The following is a 16,164-nucleotide window of genomic DNA, read 5'->3' as shown; positions in this document are numbered from 1 at the left end:
TTCTATTCTCTCGTCTTGAGTACGGCGATCATGTCCAGCCGGTCGATGCGGCGGCGCACGATGAGCGCGGAAAGGAGCGCCGCGGCGACAACCACGGCGCTGGAGTAGACATAAACATCGGGGCTGACGACCAGCGGCATGGTGAAGAGTTCGCTCGAGAAGCTCCGGACCATGCCGCGTGCCAGCTGGTAGCCGAGGAACCAGCCGATCGGCTGGGCCAGCAGGGTCACGACGGCGATCTCGGCCAGCAGCAGCATCGAGACCTCATGGCGGTAGAACCCGAGCACGCGCAGGCTGGCCATCTCGCGACCCTGCTCGGACAGCGAGATGCGCGCGAAATTGTAGACGACGCCGAAGGCGATGACTCCGGCCATCGCCACCAGGACCCCGATCATGACGAACAGGTTCTCGGCCATGGTCTCGCGGAACCGCTCGAGCGACACGGCGCGCAGGCTGATCAGACCCAGGGCGGGGGTCGCCTTGAGGGCCGCGAAAAGCTCGGCTTCCCGGCTGGTATCGATGGCGACGTTGGCACCCGAGATCAACGGGGCATGATCGAAGAGCGCGTTGAGTGCGCCCAGTTCCATGTAGGCACTGAGCCCGAGGTAGCTTTCGACGAGGCCAGTGACGGTCACCTGGCGCGTCGTCCGGTCGCCCTCGAGCGGAGTCACCTCGACAGTGTCGCCGGGGCGCACACCGAGCAGATCGGCGAGAGTCTTGCCCAGCACGATGCCGGTCGGGGGCAGGACCACGGGCACAAGACTGGCATCGAGCAGGCGGGTGAGGCGGCTGCCCGCGGCGTGTCCGCTGACGGCGACCCGCCGCTTGACATGACCGCTGCGGATTTCGACCCCGATGGTGCGCTGCGGCTCGGCCGCGAGCACCCCGGGCAGCCGCCCGATCTCGTAGAGCGCCCGCACCGGCTTGGCGCCGAGGAAATTGATGGTGGCGTCCTGCCGCTCGGTGCGGTTGAAGATATAGTCGATGGTGAAGTTCATCGACCCGATCGACCAGATCGATCCGACCAGGATGGCAACGGCGAAGGCCATTCCGAGAACACCGCCGATGGTGCGCCAGGGCCAGTGCAGAAGGTGGCGCGTGACCATGTTCCACGTCTGGGGCAGGGCCAGCCGCACCACGGTGCGGGCGCCGAGAACCTGTCGGTACTGCGGCGGCGCCGGCGGCAGCATGGCGACCGCGGGCGGCAGCCAGGCTGCCTTGCTGACGGCCCGCACGGCACCGATGACTGCCGCGGCCATGGTGATGCCGCCGGCCACGACATAGAGGATCGGGTCGCGGCTGAACACCAGCACCGGGAAGCTGTAGAAGCGGGCATAGAGCACCGTCAGCCCGTTGCCCGCCCATATCCCCAAGCCATAGCCGAGCGCGGTGCCCACGATGGCGATCAGCATCACGAACTCGACATAGTGCCAGGCCACGGCCCAGGACGAATAGCCGAGGGCCTTGAGCAGCCCGATCTGCTCGCGCTCGAGCGCAATAAGCCGGGTCAGGGTCATGTTCACGAGGAATGCGGCGACGAGCAGGAACACCGGCGGCAGCACCGAGCTCATGCCGCGCAACTGCGTCAGTTCGGAGTCGAGGAACGCATTGGAGGTCTGCTGCGCGCGGCCATAGGCGCCCTGGCCACCATAGGGGGCCAGCACCCGGTCGACGGCCGCGGTGACGGCCGGCAACGACGCCCCAGGCAGGAGCTTGACCGCGACGGCGTTGAAAGCCCCCTGCAGGTCGTAGGCCGCCGCCAGCGCCTTTTCCGGCATCCACAGGACGCCGAAGCGGCCCTCATTGGGCATCGTCTCGCCGGGAGCCATGGCGTAGATGTACTCGGGCGACAGTGCGATCCCGGTGATGGTGATGTCGCGCAGCGAGCCGTTCATGACGACGCGCAGGTGCGAGCCGGGCACGAAGCCGCGCGCCTTGGCGAAGATCTCGCTGACCACCGCCTCGGTTGCATGGCCGACTTCCGGCAGTCGCCCGCTCCTGAGGTAGAGCTGGTTGAGGGGCTCCCGGCCCCCGTCCGGCAGGGAGACGAGGAGCGTCGAAGCCGGCTCGGTCAATCCCTCGATGTCGGCGAGCGCCAGCTTGGCGATCCGCCCATCCACCGCCAGCACGCCGTCGATGGCGCCGATTTCGTCGAGCAGCGGGCGGGGCGCACGCGTCAGGCCGGCAAACAGGTCGGCGAAGTGGTTGGCCTCGTAGTAGAGGGCGCGCGTCCGCTCGAGCGACTGGTAGGTGCCGACCCCGATGATCAGCGTCGCCACACCGGCCGCCATGACAAGGGCGATGGCGAGTACCTGCGCCCAAAGCCGTCGCAGTTCGCGCAAGAGCTTGATGTGGAGCGCTCGCATCGGCGCCTACCAGCTTATCGCCGAGGCGGGGAGCCGATGGGCATTGGCCTCGATCGACGCGATGCGGCCGTTGGCGAAGTTGATGACGCGGTGCGCGATGCCCCGGATCGCGACATTGTGGGTGATCACCAGGGTGGTGGTGCCGAGTTCGGCGTTGACCTTGGTCAGCGCCTCGAGCACGACGACGCCGGTGGCGGAATCGAGCGCCCCGGTCGGCTCGTCGCAAAGCAGCAGATCGGGCCGCTTGGCGATGGCGCGCGCGATCGCCACCCGCTGCTGCTCGCCGCCAGAAAGCTGCGCCGGGAAGTGGTCCATGCGTTCCTTGAGTCCGACCAGTTCGAGCGCTTCCTCGGCCCGCATTGGCCGGTGCGCGATCTCGGTGACCAGCCTCACGTTCTCCCTGGCGGTGAGACTGGGCACGAGGTTGTAGAACTGGAAGACAAAGCCCACGTGCTCGCGCCGGTAACGCGTGAGCGCGCTCTCGCTGGCCGCGGTCAACCGGTGATCGAGGAACCATGCTTCGCCGGAGGTGGGCGTATCCAGGCCACCCACCAGGTTGAGGAAGGTAGACTTGCCCGATCCAGACGGGCCCAGGATCACGTCGAACTCGCCGGCCCCAGCGGAGAAGTCGACGGCATCGAGGGCCAGCACCTCGACATCGCCCATCCGGTAGATCTTGGTCAGCTTGCTGGTGCGCAGCAGCGGGGCGGCTGCCGTCGTGGGGGGTGCTGCCCCGGCGGTATCCGGGGCCGAACGGGCGACGTTGCTCTGGCTCATGTCTCCCAAGCTATGCGTGAACTCCCTGCGGCAGTTGATGCGAATCAAGCGCCCTCGCCAAGGCGGGGGCAGCAGAATCGTGCTGGGACGGCCTCGGCGGCGCACCGCAATCCCCGGTCGGCCAAACCTCGCGAGGGCTCATGCCGGCGTTGCCGCCTGAAATACTTATGTAAAACAAATCGATTTCCGGTCATATCCGGGTACGCATCAATACTGCGGTGCCTGTCGATTCCCCGATGTTGTCGCTAATATTGGGTGAGAATTCGGGAGGGTTGGTGATGCCGGATCCGGAGCAGCCTGCGCTGGAGTGTGACGTGGTGATGAAGGGCGGCATCACCTCGGGGATCGTCTATCCCAGGGCCATCCTGCGCATGAAGGACACCTACCGTTTCCGCAATGTCGGCGGCACGTCGGCGGGTGCGATCGCCGCCGCGGTGACCGCGGCAGCCGAGTTCGGACGCGCAACGGGCGGATTCGCACGCCTCGAGCGGGTCCCCGATGAGATCGCGCAGCACCTGTCCGAACTGTTTCAGCCGACACCGGCGTTGCGGCCGCTCTACCGCGTGTTTGCCGCACTGACCCAGCGTGGTCTTGCCAGCGGGCTGCTCGCCGCCATCCTCGCCTACCTGCCCTGGATGCTCGCCGCGCTGGGCCTGGCCGCGCTTGCCGCCGTCGCAGTCTGGTTGGGTGGAACGAGTCCCTTGGTGGCAGCGGCGCTCGGTGCCCTGGTGTTCCTCGTCCTCGATGTGCTCGTCCTGGCGTTCTGCCTCTACCGCGACCTGATGAAGCGGCTGCCCAAGTACGATTTCGGGCTCTGCCCCGGACCGACGCAAGCCGGCGCGCGCTTTCCCGGACTGTCCGACTGGCTGGCAGTACTGATCGAGCAGTGCGCTGGGCGCACCGGCGCGCTCCAGGGCAGCGATCCCCTGAGCTTCGGGGATCTCAAGGACGCGAAGCCGTCCATCACCCTGAGGATGATGACCTCCAACCTGTCGCTGGGCACGGCGCATGCGCTGCCCGACCTGCCGGACGGCAACTACTTCTGGAATGCCGACGAGTTGCGCCGGCTGCTGCCGGGCTGGGTCGTTGCCTCGATGGTACGCAAGGCGGGGCCGCCCGACCGGAATTCCGGGCTGTATCGGTTTCCGCCGCCGGAGCAGGTGCCGGTGATCCTGGGGGTCCGGATGAGCCTCAGCTTCCCGCTCCTCATTCCCGCCGTGCCGCTACACCGCATCGACTTCGCCGTGAAGGGTGCAGACGGCCGGCCGGTCATGCGCCGGGTGCTGTTCAGCGATGGCGGCATCACCAGCAACTTCCCGGTGCACTTCTTTGACAGACTGCTTCCGTCCCGTCCGACGTTCGGCGTTTCGCTCGACGACCTCGAGGCCGAGGGGCTGGGCCGGCGCGTCTACATGCCGATGAAGGCGATCAGCCAGCATCGGTTCCCGATCCAGGCACCGGACACGCTGCCGGCCTTCGCCCTGGCGATCGTCAATACGGCGCGCGAATGGCAGGACCGCCAGCTGTCGGCGCTGTCCGGGTTCCGCGAGCGCGTGTCGCATGTCTACCTCAGGAAGAACGAAGGCGGGCTGAACCTGAACATGCCCAGCCAAACCATCGATGACCTGATCGGCATGGGTGAGCGCGCGGGCCTGCTCATGGTCGGCCAGCCGGCCCCGGGCGACGAGACCGCGTTCGACTTTCCGGACCACCAGTGGCGCCGGTTCCTGATCGGCTATGCGCAACTCGAGCGGCTGCTCGAGGAACTGAGGCAGTCCTGGGGCGATCCGGACGATCCGCATTCGTTCGCAGCGACGATCCGGCGCACTGCCGAAGCGCCGGCCTCCTATGCGCAGTCGTCCAAGCACTGGCGGGCATCGGTGTGGCAGCGCATCGACGATCTGGTCGGGCTGTCACGCAACACATTCGGCACGCGACTGCGCGGCGACGGCAGGATTCCGCGCCACCGCGCGCGCCTGCGGCTAGTCCCGGAACTGGGGGATGACGAGGACCCGCAGGAGAGCGCGGCAGAAGACCTGCCGCGGGCGGAGGACTGAGGCCGGGGGCGCGTCAGTCGCACATGGCTTCGAGTGCGGCGAGATCGAGCAATTCGACCTCGTTGGTCGAGCGCAGGCGGATGAGGCCGAGGTCCTTGAGGGCGCGGAGGACGCGCGACACGGTCTCGAAGGTCATGCCGAGGTAGTCGGCGATGTCATAGCGCTGCATCGGCAGGTAGACGGAACTGTCGTCGCCCTGGCGCGCTGCGAGGTCGACGAGGAAGGCGGCCATGCGTTCATTGGCGTTGCGGCGACCGAGCAGCATGAGATGGGCCTGGGTCCGCGCAAGGCTGCGGAGCGCCAGCGTCAGGATGCTGCCGGTGGGTTGCTCGCCGCAATGGGGGCGCAGCACGCGGATGCCGGCGCCGTCGACGCTTTCGGCGAACGAGCCGTGGACGCCATCCGCCTCGAAGCCGAACACTTCCCCGGCCGTGTGGAAGGCGCTGATCAGCCGGCGACCGTCGGCGGTCAGCCGGCAGATGCGCACCATGCCGAACTCGACCAGGTAGAGGGGGCCGGCGGCATCACCTTCGGCGTAGATCACGGCGTCCGTGGGGAAGTACGTAACGGCGGCAGGCTGCATGGCCAGCAGCAGGTCGGACAGACCGGCATGCGTGTCGCGGCTCGGGTGGGCGCGGAAGCTCGGCTGGATCTGCATTTGGTCTTCCCTCGTTGTGGACGAGGGCAACCTAGCCGATCACCGTTCCGGGGAAATTCCGTTCGGAGTCTTAGGGCATCTACTTAGTGGCGTCACGAGGCCTAGACGGCAACGGAATGTCGGCCCGCGCCCGAGGACAGGTAGGTGTCGAAGGTTGCGGCGACCGAGCGCACGAACGGACGCCCCCGTTCGGTCACGGCAAAGGTCTGGCCGTCGAAATCGATGATGCCGTCGAGGTCGCCTTCGGCGGCGCAGGTCATCTCGCTGACGATCGGAGCAGCGACCTGACCGAAGCGATGCTGCAGCTCGGCGACCGAGACGCGGAAATCGCACATCAGCCGCTCGATCACCCAGCCGCGCATGCGATCCTGCGGGCTGAAGGCGATTCCCCTCGCGACCGCGAGGCCGCGCTCCCTGATGGTCCGGATATACTCGCCGGTGGCGGTGATGTTCTGCACGTAGCCCTGGGGCAGGTTGCCGATAGAAGAGGCTCCGAGGCCTATCAGGGCCGGGGCATCGTCGGTGGTGTAGCCCTGGAAGTTGCGGCGCAGGCGGCCCGAGCGGGTGGCGATCGCCAGCTTGTCGGAGGGGCGGGCGAAGTGGTCGATGCCGATGGCCACATAGCCGGCCGCCTCGATGCGGGCGGCGGCCACGGTGGACTGCACGAGACGCTCGGCGGCGTCGGGCAATGCGGTCTCGTCGATCAGCCGCTGGTGGGTCTTCATCCACGGTACGTGGGCATAGCCGAACAGGGCGATCCGGTCAGGGGCCATGGACAGGACCTGGTCGATCGTCGTCTCGAGGGTCGCGAGGGTCTGGTGCGGCAAGCCGTAGAGGACGTCGAGGTTCACCGAGGTCACGCCCCGCTCGCGCATGCCATCCACGACGGCGCGGGTCTGCTCGAAGGTCTGGATGCGGTTGATGGCCTGCTGCACCTGCGGGTCGAAATCCTGCACGCCGACACTGATGCGTGTGATTCCGGCTGCCGCGAAGGCGTCGTAACGCTCCGGCGTCATGTCGTTGGGATCGATCTCGATGCTGAACTCGAAGGTCGGTGCGAGGTTGAAGCGCCAGCGCACCCGGCCGGCCAGTTCGATCAGGTCACCGGGCATCAGCATCGATGGCGATCCTCCGCCGAGATGCAGGGCCGTCACCTGTCCGCGCCCGTCCAGCAGCCGTGCCACGGTATCCATCTCGGCATGCACGGCGGGCAGGTATGCGGCAATCGGGTCGTAGCGCAGCACCTGCTTGGTGTGGCATCCACAGAACCAGCACAACCGATCGCAGAAGGGCACATGCACGTACAGGGACAAGTCCGTTCCCGACGGCATCTCCGCCAGCCAGCGCGAATACTCGGCGTCACCTATTCCGGCGTGGAAGTGCGGCGCGGTGGGATAGCTGGTGTAGCGGGGGACTGGCTTGGCGTAGCGGGCAAGCAGGGCGTCTAGCATCGATTACTCCTTGCCGCGAACACTCTCAGGGCGCGAGCCACCCGTCCTTGACTTCGATCAAATCCGTTCGTCGCGACCATGCAACGGAAGGCGCGACAAGAGTGAGCAGGACATGGATACACTAGTGAAGCCGGAACCGACGGTGCCGATGGCGTGCCGGAGCTGCCGGGTGCGGCATGGCGGCATGTGCGAGGTCCTGGGCCCGGTCGAACTGGCGCGGCTGGCCGCGTGCTCCCGGCGCACGCGGCATGGCTCGGGCGAGGCGTTGGCGGTCGAAAGCGACGCGGTGCACGGCTATGCCAATGTCACCCGGGGGACGGTCAAGCTGTCGCGGGTCCTGCGCGACGGGCGCCAGCAACTGGTCGGGCTGCAGTTCGCGCCGGACCTGATGGGGCGGCTGTTCTCTTCGGAGAGCCCGCTGTCGGCAGAGGCCGCGACCGAGGTCGAGCTGTGCCGGATCCCGCGCGACGTGCTCGAGGGCCTCGTGGCCGACAGCGAGGGGCTGAAGCAGCGCCTGCTCGAGCAGGCGCTGCAGGATCTCGACGAGGCGCGGGAGTGGATGGTGACGCTGGGACGCAAGAGTGCGGTCGAGCGGGTGGCGAGCGTGCTGCTGCTGATCGCGACGCGCATGGGAGGTCGCGACGCGCACGGCAACATCACCCTCGACCTGCCGATCGGGCGCGCGGACATGGCCGATTTCCTGGGGCTGACGATCGAGACGGTCTCGCGGCAGATGAGCCGGCTGCGGCGCGAAGGGGTGATCTCGGTGCAGGGCCATCGCTGCGTCGTCATCCACGACATCGAGGCGCTCGGCGCCCGCAGCGGCTGACAGCCCGCGCTCACGGCGGCGGCGGCAGGTCTTCCTCGAAGATGCGCTGGCTGGCGCCTTCGAGGTCCTCGTACTGCCCCGAGCGCAGGGCCCACAGAAAGACGATGAGGGCCAGCAGCCCCATCATCACGGCGATCGGAATGAGAACGACGAGCCCGCTCATGCCGTGCGCTCCAGCGCTGCGGAGAGAGCGGCCTTAGCGTTCCGCCGCGGCCCCGCGGCGCGAAGGCGCAGGCGCAGGGCGTTGGCGACGACGACGATGGACGACGAGGACATTGCCACCGCCGCGATCATGGGCGTCACCAGGCCACAGACCGCGAGCGGGACGGCAATGGCGTTGTAGCCAATGGCGAGCACCAGGTTCTGGGCCACCAGGCGCCCCGCCTGGCGGGCCGTCGAGATGACGAAGGGGACCGCGACCAAGTCCTCGCCGGAATAGACGAAGTCAGCGGCGCTGCGTCCGATGTCGGCGGCCGATGTCGGCGCCATCGAAACATGCGCGGCCCTCAGGGCCGGTGCGTCGTTGATGCCGTCGCCGACCATCATTGTCGTGCCGTCCGAGACCGAAGCGAGCTTCTGTTCCGGCCGCAGCCCGCCGCGCGCCGACGCGATGCCGACGGCAGCGGCGATGGCCTCGACCGGACCCTGGCCGTCGCCGGAGATCAGCCGCGCGGGCAGGCCCATGCGGGCAAGCTCGGCGATGCTGGCGCGGGCGCTCGGGCGGGCGACATCGCTGAACCGGTACGTGGCGCGCAGGGCGCCGTCGGCGGCAAGGCAGACCTCGGTGAAGGCGGTGGCGGGGTCCGGGGGCAGTCCGCACCATTCGCGGTTGCCAAGCCGCCAGACGATGCCGTCGGCGATGCCCTCGACCCCGCCTCCCGCGACCTCGGTGATGGCGCCGGGAAAGGCGTCGGCCCGCCCCAGATGGGCCGCGAGTGCGCGCGAAAGGGGGTGGTTGCTTGCGCCAGCAAGGGCGGCGGCAACCGCAGTTGCCTCCATGTCCTCCGCATCACTCTCGACGACCTGCGGCTGGCCGAGCGTCAGGGTGCCGGTCTTGTCGAAGGCGACCGAGCGGACTTCGGCGGCGCGTTCCAGTGCCGCGCCGTCCTTCATCAGCACGCCGCGCTCGAACAGCCGGCTGGCGGCGACGACATGGACGATAGGGACGGCAAGGGCGAGCGCGCAGGGGCAGGTGATGATCAGCACGGCTACCGCGTTGAGCAGGGCCGCATGCCAGTCACCGCTCAGCAGGCCCCAGCCGAGGAAGGTCGCGATCGCGATCGTGTGCACCACCGGAGCGTAGATCGCGGCGGCCCGATCGGCGATGCGGCGGGGCCGGGTGCGCGCGTTCTCGGCGGCATCCATCATCGAGGCCATGCGCGCGAGGAACGAGTCGGTGGACGCCTTCAGCGACGTCAGCTGCACCGGGCCGCCCAGGTTGGCGGCCCCAGCCACCACCTCGCCGCCATTGGACACGGTGTGCGGGGCGGTTTCGCCGGTGACGATCGAATAGTCGAAGGTGGCGCTCGGCGAGGCGACGGCGGCATCGACGGGGACGCGTTCGCCGGCCTTGAGCTCGAGCAGCATGCCGGGCTGGATCTCGTCGAGGCGCAGGTACTCGCGGCGACCGTCGTCATGGATGCGCGTGGCGCCGCGTGGCTGCAGGCGGGCGAGGCCGGTGATGGCGCTGCGCGCCCGCTCGCGCATCAGGTGGTCGAGCGTCCGCCCGATGAGCAGGAAGAAAAGCAGGCTCGTCGAGGCATCGAAATAGGCGTGCCGGCCCGACTGCATGGTCTCGAACAGGCTCAATCCGGTGGCCAGCAGGATACCGATCGAGATCGGCACGTCCATGTTGGTGCGGCCGACGCGCAGGGCGCGCCAGGCCGAGCGGAAGAAGATGCGGCCCGAGTAGGCGATGGCCGGCAGCGCGATGATCGCCGAGAGCCAGTGGAAGAGATCGCGCGTGGCGTCGTTGGCGCCCGACCAGACCGAGACCGAGAACAGCATGATGTTGCCGGCGGCGAAGCCGGCGACGCCCAGGGCGCGGACCAACTCGGCGAGCACCGGATCGCCGTCGGTCTCCTGGGCAGGATCGAGCACGTAGGTGTGGTAGCCGCTGTTGCGGATGACGGGTGCGAGCTCCGCCGGATCGCCCAGCGCCGGGTCGAAGGCGATCCGGACGCGGCGGGCGGTGAGGTTGACGCGGGCCGTCGCTACCTGCGGCAGCGTGCGGAGGGCGGTCTCGATCGAGCGGATGCAGGCGGCGCAATGAGCGTCGGGGACGGCGAACTCGAGCTGGCGGCGCCCGTCGCCGAGCGGGCGGCTGAGCGCCATCAGCGCGGCATTGTCAGCTTCGACGGATCCGGCGTCGACGACCGAGAATTCGCCGGGAACGCAGCAGGTCATGGCGCGACGCCCTCGATGCGGAAGCGCTCGTGAATCTCGTACGGTCCGAGCGGGGTTTCGGCCACACTGACCAGCGCTTCCCAGACCCCGGGACTGAGCGCGACGGGGCCGACATAGGTTCCATCGGGCTGCCGGACGAGGGTGACCTGCTGGTCGTCGTGGCCACCGACCGGCCGGTTGATCCTGAGCACGGGCTGACCCAGGTCGATGGCGGCGCCGTTGCCGTCGGCGACGGACAGCAGGGCCTGGCCGCCCGCGTAGGAGAGGCTCGAGATCCAGCCGGCATCGAGCTGGGCCTGGTGGGCGAGGCGCTTTTCCTCGAATTCCTGGCTGGCAACGTAGGAGTTGTCGACGACCAACCCGGTCCAGCTGGTGGCGGAGATGACCGCCATGGTGATGTTGACGGTGATGACCACGCCGAAAAAGCCGATGGCCAGCATCCACATGTGGCGGCCGGTGAACTCGCCGCTGCCGGACTTGCTGGAGGTGCTCATCGACGTTGCTCCGGGACTTCGAAGGTGGATTCGACGCTGCGATCGAGGCCGGTGGCCGGATCCTCGACGACGATGCGGAACGGGACCGGTGACGACGGCAGGGCCTCGTGACCGACGCGGATGTAGAGCCGCAGGGGCAGGACCTTGTCGGGCTCGAGGGTGACCGGGATCGGACCGGCTGTCTCGCTGCCGCCGTCGGCAAACGACAGGGTCGCGCCCGGCAGGCCCTCGAGACGCAGCACGACCTGCCGTGGCTGCGGCGTCATGTTGAGCACCTTCACGTCGTAGCCGTTGCGGACGGCGCCATCGCGCAGCTCGACATAGAGCGGGTTGCGGTCATGCAGCACGTTGAGCGAGAGCGGCGAACGCAGCGCCAGTGCCGTCAGCATCCCGAGCCCGATCAAGACCAGGACCAGGAGGTAGACGAGGCTCCGGGGGCGGACGATCGAGCGCCAGTCGGTGCGCTTGACCGCGTCGACGAGCCGGCCGGTCAACTGGTCCCGGACCCGCGAGGGCTGGATGACCTTTCCCGTGCCCATGGCGAGCGCCATGTTGCGGTTGTAGTCGTTCAGCGTGGCGTAGGAGATGAGGCCGCGCTCCTTGCCGAGCCTGGTCATGACGTCGTCGCAGGCATCGATGCAGAGCGCGCAGGTGATGCACTCGAGCTGCTGGCCGTCGCGGATGTCGATGCCCATCGGACAGACGACGACGCAGGCGTTGCAGTCGACGCAGTCTCCGACCGGCTTGCCCTCGGCGATGGCCTTCTTGGCGTGGCGCGTGCGCGGTTCGCCGCGCCAGTCGTTGTAGGTGACGGTGAGCGAGTGCTCGTCGAGCATGGCGCCCTGGATGCGGGGCCAGGGGCACATGTAGGTGCAGACCTGCTCGCGCAGCAGGCCGCCGAAGGTGTAGGTCGTGGCCGTCAGCAGGGCGATGGTGGCGTAGGCGACGAACGGCGCATGCAGCGTCACAACGTCATGCAGCAGCGTAGGGGCGTCGGCGAAGTAGAAGATCCAGGCGCCGCCGGTCAGCACGCCGATGAGCAGCCAGATGCCGTGCTTGGCGACGCGCTTCATGAGCTTGTTGGCGGACCACGGCCCGGCGTCGAGCTTCATGCGCGCGTTGCGGTCGCCCTCGATGGCGCGCTCGACGACGAGGTAGAGATCGACCCAGACGGTCTGCGGGCAGGCATAGCCGCACCAGGCGCGGCCGACCGTCGAGGTGACGAGGAACAGCCCGATCCCGGCCATCACCAGCATGCCGGCGACGTAGTAGAACTCCTGCGGCCAGATCTCGATGAAGAAGAAGTAGAAGCGCTTGTTGGCGAGGTCGACCAGCACCGCCTGGTCGGGGGCGAACGGGCCACGATCCCAACGGATCCAGGGCGTGACGTAGTAGATGGTCAAGGTCACCAGCATGACCAGCCACTTGAAGCGGCGGAACTGGCCCGAGGCGCGCCGGGGGAAGATCTTCTTGCGGGGCGCATAGAGCGGCTGGCGCCGTGTTGCGGAGTTCACCGCCTCGACGTCATAGGTCTGCGCATCGGGGGTGTCGGCGAGGGTGTCGCTGTTCTGCGTCGTCATGGATCGGCTTGTCACACGGGCCGGCCGGTGCCCGCTTGATCTGTGTCAAAGTTGCGGCCTGCCGGGGGAAGAGGGGGGCGCTTGCGGCCGCCCCCCACCCCACATGCGGCGGCGGCCCGTTATTGGCCGCCGCCGAGTCCGTGCACGTAGACTGCAAGCTGCTTGACCGCCGTCTCGCCCAGGCGCGTGCCCCAGGCGGGCATAACGCCGTGCCGCGGCTGCTGGATCTGGCTGCGAATGGCGTCAAGCGTGCCCTGGTAGAGCCAGACCTGATCGTTGAGCGAGGGTCCGCCGAGCGCGATCATGCCTTCGCCATTCGTGCCGTGGCAGGATGCGCAGTTGTCGGCGAAAAGCTGCGCGCCTTCGGCCGTCGCCTCGCCTCCCTTGATCCCGGACAACGATGCGACCTGCCGGGCGACAACGTCGATCTGGGGAGTGGTGAGGATGCCGTCGGCACCGAAATTCGGCATCACGTTGAAGTGCGTGTCCGGATCGGTGGGCGAGCGGGCCCCATGGGAGATCGTCGCTTCGATCTGCTCGATGCTGCCGCCCCAGATCCATTCGTCGTCGTTGAGGTTGGGGTAGCCGACGCTGCCGGTGGCGCCGGTGCCGTGACACTGGCTGCAGTAGACCTTGAACAGCGACTTGCCGCCGGCGCGGGCGAAGCGGGCGAGGGCGTCGTCCTTGAGGATATCCGCTGCGGGGGTCTGCGCCACGCGGGTGAGGAGATCGCCCTGGGCGGCCTTGGCTGCCGCCAGATCGGTGTCGAGGTCAGCCCGGCTCGAGTAGCCGAGCACGCCGGTCGTGGCGGAACTGATCATCGGCCATGCCGGAAACGCGACGGTATAGCCGAGTGCGAAGACGATGCACCCGTAGAAGGTCCAGAGCCACCAGCGTGGCAGCGGGTTATTCAGCTCCTTGATGCCGTCCCATTCGTGGCCGGTGGTCTCGACGCCAGTGACCTGGTCGATATCCTTGCTGCTCATTGGCGCGGCTCCCGGTCCAGCGGTTCGTTGTCGTCGAGCGGAATGCGAGCCGCGGCCCTGGCGCTGCTGCCGGCTCCCGGCCGCACGAGGAAGAACACGACGGCAAGGAAGATCGCCATCATGTAGAGAAGGCCCCAGCTGTCGGCGAAGTGCCGGAGCATGTCGTAGTGTGCTGTTGGCATGGGTTGGCTCGCTACCGGTAGTTTGCCTTGGCGTCGTAGGTCGAGAAGTCGACCAGCGTGCCGAGCATCTGGAGATAGGCGACGAGAGCATCCATCTCGGTGATCCGAGTGGGATTGCCGTCGAAGTCCTCGGCCCGCACGCTGGTGTACCGCGCCATGAGGCCGGACGTGTCGGCATCAGGCGTGGCCTGGGCGACCAGGTCGCGCTGGGCGTTGGCGATGGCATCCTCGCTGTATGGCACGCCGACGATGGCATTGGCCTTGAGGCTGCCGGCGATATTGTTGATGTCGAGGTCGGTTTCGGCGAGGAAGCCGTATTTCGGCATGATCGACTCCGGCACCAGCGACTGCGGGTCGGTCAGGTGCTCGACGTGCCACTCGTCCGAGTAGCGGCCGCCGACGCGGGCGAGATCGGGGCCGGTGCGCTTGGATCCCCACTGGAACGGGTGGTCGTACATCGACTCCGCCGCCAGCGAGTAGTGACCGTAGCGTTCGGTCTCGTCGCGGAAGGGGCGGATCATCTGGCTGTGGCAGACGTAGCAGCCCTCGCGGACGTAGATGTCCCGTCCAGCCAGCTCGAGCGGAGTGTAGGGACGCATCCCCTCCACCTTCTCGATGGTGTTCTGGAAGTAGAACAGGGGGGCGACTTCGACGATGCCGCCGATGCAGACCACCACCAGCGAGAGGGTGAACAGCAGGGTGGCATTGCGTTCGATGACGCCGTGTTTGCCGAGAATATCCATGGCTCGGAAGGCTCCTATTCGGCCGGCTGCAGGGCAGCGGTTGCGATCGGACGCTCGTCGCGGACCCTGCCGCGGATGGTCATCCAGATGTTGAACGCCATCACCAGTCCGCCGGCGAGGTAGAGCAGGCCGCCGAAGGCACGGGCGATGTAGTAGGGGTGGAGGGCGGCCACGGTCTCGGCGAACGAGTAGACGAGGAAGCCCTGGTCATCGTATTCGCGCCACATCAGGCCCTGCATGATGCCCGAGACCCACATGACGGCGGCGTAGACGACGATGCCGGTGGTGGCGAGCCAGAAGTGCCAGTTGACCATGCGCATCGAGTACAGCTGCTTGCGGCCCCACAGGCGCGGCACCATGAAGTAGACTGCGGCGAACGAGATCATGCCGACCCAGCCGAGGGCACCCGAGTGCACGTGGCCGATGGTCCAGTCGGTGTAGTGGCTGAGCGCGTTGACCGACTTGATCGACATCACCGGGCCTTCGAAGGTCGACATGCCGTAGAAGGCGACGGCGATGACCATCATGCGGATGATCGGGTCGGTGCGCATCTTGTCCCAGGCGCCGCGCAGGGTCATGAGCCCGTTGATCATGCCGCCCCAGCTGGGCATCCACAGCATGATCGAGAACACCATGCCGAGGGTCTGGGCCCAATCGGGCAGGGCGGTGTAGTGCAGGTGGTGCGGGCCGGCCCAGATGTAGAGGAAGATCAGGGCCCAGAAGTGGATGATCGACAGCCGGTAGCTGTAGACCGGGCGCTCGGCCTGCTTGGGCATGTAGTAGTACATCATGCCGAGGAAGCCGGCGGTGAGGAAGAAGCCGACGGCGTTGTGGCCATACCACCACTGGGTCAGCGCATCCTGCACGCCCGAGAACAGCGAGTAGCTCTTCGAGCCGAGCAGGCTGGCGGGCACGCTGAGATTGTTGACCACATGCAGCATCGCGATGGTCAGGATGAAGGCAAGGTAGAACCAGTTCGCCACATAGATATGCGGCTCCTTGCGCTTGATGATCGTGCCCAGGAACAGCACCAGGTAGGCGACCCAGACGATGGTCAGCCACAGGTCGGTGTACCACTCGGGCTCGGCGTATTCGCGGGCCTCGGTGATGCCGAGCAGGTATCCGGTCGCCGCCATGACGATGAACAGCTGGTAGCCCCAGAAGACGAACCAGGCGAGGTTGTCGCTGAGCAGCCGGGCGCGCGAGGTGCGCTGCACGACGTAGAAGCTGGTGGTCATGAGCGCGGTGCCGCCGAAGGCGAAGACCACGGCCGACGTATGCAGCGGCCGCATGCGGCCGAAATTGAACCACGGTCCGAAATTGAGTTCCGGCCAGGCCAGTTGCAGGGCGATGACGACACCGACGAGGAAGCCGACGCAGCCCCAGAACACGGTCAGGATCGAGCCGATGCGGATCGGAGCATCGAAATAGCCGCCCGCCGCCTCCGTCGTGTCGGACGCAGGCGCTGCGCTGGCCGGCTGCCACCGCCACAGCAGCACGATGGCCCCCAGGCCCAGCACTGCGGCCATGATGCCCATGTGGGCGCTGAACGCCGCATCCTGTCCCAGCCCCGACAGCACGAGCGTAAAGAACGCCCCTGCTCCCAGGACGATTACCCAAGGCAAATTCTGCACC

At 67.5% G+C, this 16,164-nt stretch carries 14 protein-coding genes; 2 read left to right on the top strand and 12 right to left on the bottom strand.

The features are described 5' to 3' along the window. Window positions 1-2 precede the first annotated feature (2 nt). The gene (locus J0I99_RS05865) at window positions 3-2,366 is read right to left on the bottom strand and encodes an FtsX-like permease family protein (protein WP_291396500.1); all 2,364 of its coding nucleotides are present in this window, start codon (window positions 2,364-2,366) and stop codon (window positions 3-5) included. Between the two features lie 6 nt (window positions 2,367-2,372). Further along, window positions 2,373-3,032 (bottom strand): ABC transporter ATP-binding protein, encoded by a 660-nt coding sequence (locus tag J0I99_RS05860; protein WP_291396649.1) that lies wholly within the window; start codon window positions 3,030-3,032, stop codon window positions 2,373-2,375. A 389-nt stretch (window positions 3,033-3,421) separates the two neighbouring features. Between J0I99_RS05860 and J0I99_RS05855 the strand changes: the two genes are divergently transcribed. Then, window positions 3,422-5,200 (top strand): patatin-like phospholipase family protein, encoded by a 1,779-nt coding sequence (locus J0I99_RS05855; RefSeq protein WP_291396498.1) that lies wholly within the window; start codon window positions 3,422-3,424, stop codon window positions 5,198-5,200. A gap of 13 nt (window positions 5,201-5,213) precedes the next feature. On the opposite strand, the gene J0I99_RS05850 is transcribed toward J0I99_RS05855, so the two are convergent. Both J0I99_RS05850 and hemN read right to left on the bottom strand, forming a co-directional pair. Next, entirely contained in the window at window positions 5,214-5,858 is a 645-nt protein-coding gene (locus J0I99_RS05850; protein WP_291394093.1) for a helix-turn-helix domain-containing protein, read from the bottom strand. A 101-nt stretch (window positions 5,859-5,959) separates the two neighbouring features. Then, a complete protein-coding gene (gene hemN / locus J0I99_RS05845) occupies window positions 5,960-7,309 on the bottom strand; it encodes an oxygen-independent coproporphyrinogen III oxidase (protein ID WP_291394094.1) in 1,350 nt (449 codons plus the stop codon). A gap of 112 nt (window positions 7,310-7,421) precedes the next feature. Between hemN and J0I99_RS05840 the strand changes: the two genes are divergently transcribed. Further along, window positions 7,422-8,138, top strand: a complete 717-nt coding sequence (locus tag J0I99_RS05840; protein ID WP_291396496.1) for a Crp/Fnr family transcriptional regulator — start codon at window positions 7,422-7,424, stop codon at window positions 8,136-8,138. 10 nt (window positions 8,139-8,148) lie between these two features. On the opposite strand, the gene ccoS is transcribed toward J0I99_RS05840, so the two are convergent. The 8 genes from ccoS to ccoN form a co-directional block, all read right to left on the bottom strand. Further along, a complete protein-coding gene (gene ccoS, locus J0I99_RS05835) occupies window positions 8,149-8,301 on the bottom strand; it encodes a cbb3-type cytochrome oxidase assembly protein CcoS (protein ID WP_291393324.1) in 153 nt (50 codons plus the stop codon). Next, on the bottom strand, window positions 8,298-10,544 hold the full coding sequence (locus J0I99_RS05830) for a heavy metal translocating P-type ATPase (RefSeq protein ID WP_291396494.1): 2,247 nt from the start codon (window positions 10,542-10,544) through the stop codon (window positions 8,298-8,300). Before J0I99_RS05830 ends, ccoS begins: the two co-directional genes overlap by 4 nt. Continuing rightward, window positions 10,541-11,038, bottom strand: a complete 498-nt coding sequence (locus tag J0I99_RS05825; RefSeq protein ID WP_291396492.1) for a FixH family protein — start codon at window positions 11,036-11,038, stop codon at window positions 10,541-10,543. The genes J0I99_RS05830 and J0I99_RS05825 overlap by 4 nt, the downstream gene beginning before the upstream one ends. Further along, complete coding sequence (ccoG, locus tag J0I99_RS05820) at window positions 11,035-12,618, bottom strand: cytochrome c oxidase accessory protein CcoG (protein ID WP_291396490.1); 1,584 nt, start codon at window positions 12,616-12,618, stop codon at window positions 11,035-11,037. The genes J0I99_RS05825 and ccoG overlap by 4 nt, the downstream gene beginning before the upstream one ends. A gap of 119 nt (window positions 12,619-12,737) precedes the next feature. Continuing rightward, window positions 12,738-13,604: a cytochrome-c oxidase, cbb3-type subunit III gene (ccoP, locus tag J0I99_RS05815; RefSeq protein ID WP_291396487.1), complete on the bottom strand. Its 867-nt coding sequence runs from the start codon at window positions 13,602-13,604 to the stop codon at window positions 12,738-12,740. Continuing rightward, a complete protein-coding gene (locus tag J0I99_RS05810) occupies window positions 13,601-13,786 on the bottom strand; it encodes a cbb3-type cytochrome c oxidase subunit 3 (protein ID WP_291393314.1) in 186 nt (61 codons plus the stop codon). The genes ccoP and J0I99_RS05810 overlap by 4 nt, the downstream gene beginning before the upstream one ends. An 11-nt stretch (window positions 13,787-13,797) precedes the next feature. Further along, complete coding sequence (gene ccoO, locus J0I99_RS05805; RefSeq protein WP_291393312.1) at window positions 13,798-14,529, bottom strand: cytochrome-c oxidase, cbb3-type subunit II; 732 nt, start codon at window positions 14,527-14,529, stop codon at window positions 13,798-13,800. 14 nt (window positions 14,530-14,543) lie between these two features. Then, window positions 14,544-16,163, bottom strand: coding sequence for a cytochrome-c oxidase, cbb3-type subunit I (gene ccoN / locus J0I99_RS05800; RefSeq protein ID WP_291396485.1), 1,620 nt, complete (start codon window positions 16,161-16,163; stop codon window positions 14,544-14,546). Between the last annotated feature and the right edge of the window lies 1 nt (window position 16,164).

The sequence above is a fragment of the Devosia sp. genome (assembly GCF_017307495.1).
In the GTDB taxonomy this organism is placed as follows: Bacteria; Pseudomonadota; Alphaproteobacteria; order Rhizobiales; family Devosiaceae; genus Devosia_A.
The sequence above is the reverse complement of the archived record's forward strand: the minus strand, read 5'-3'. Positions and strand labels throughout refer to the sequence as shown.

Bases quoted from the DNA above. Each gene is read 5' to 3' on its own strand.
- J0I99_RS05865 (WP_291396500.1), bottom strand. From the start codon at position 2,366: ATGCGAGCGCTCCACATCAAGCTCTTGCGCGAACTGCGACGGCTTTGG.
- J0I99_RS05860 (WP_291396649.1), bottom strand. From the start codon at position 3,032: ATGGGCGATGTCGAGGTGCTGGCCCTCGATGCCGTCGACTTCTCCGCT.
- J0I99_RS05855 (WP_291396498.1), top strand. From the start codon at position 3,422: ATGCCGGATCCGGAGCAGCCTGCGCTGGAGTGTGACGTGGTGATGAAG.
- J0I99_RS05850 (WP_291394093.1), bottom strand. From the start codon at position 5,858: ATGCAGATCCAGCCGAGCTTCCGCGCCCACCCGAGCCGCGACACGCAT.
- hemN (WP_291394094.1), bottom strand. From the start codon at position 7,309: ATGCTAGACGCCCTGCTTGCCCGCTACGCCAAGCCAGTCCCCCGCTAC.
- J0I99_RS05840 (WP_291396496.1), top strand. From the start codon at position 7,422: ATGGATACACTAGTGAAGCCGGAACCGACGGTGCCGATGGCGTGCCGG.
- ccoS (WP_291393324.1), bottom strand. From the start codon at position 8,301: ATGAGCGGGCTCGTCGTTCTCATTCCGATCGCCGTGATGATGGGGCTG.
- J0I99_RS05830 (WP_291396494.1), bottom strand. From the start codon at position 10,544: ATGACCTGCTGCGTTCCCGGCGAATTCTCGGTCGTCGACGCCGGATCC.
- J0I99_RS05825 (WP_291396492.1), bottom strand. From the start codon at position 11,038: ATGAGCACCTCCAGCAAGTCCGGCAGCGGCGAGTTCACCGGCCGCCAC.
- ccoG (WP_291396490.1), bottom strand. From the start codon at position 12,618: ATGACGACGCAGAACAGCGACACCCTCGCCGACACCCCCGATGCGCAG.
- ccoP (WP_291396487.1), bottom strand. From the start codon at position 13,604: ATGAGCAGCAAGGATATCGACCAGGTCACTGGCGTCGAGACCACCGGC.
- J0I99_RS05810 (WP_291393314.1), bottom strand. From the start codon at position 13,786: ATGCCAACAGCACACTACGACATGCTCCGGCACTTCGCCGACAGCTGG.
- ccoO (WP_291393312.1), bottom strand. From the start codon at position 14,529: ATGGATATTCTCGGCAAACACGGCGTCATCGAACGCAATGCCACCCTG.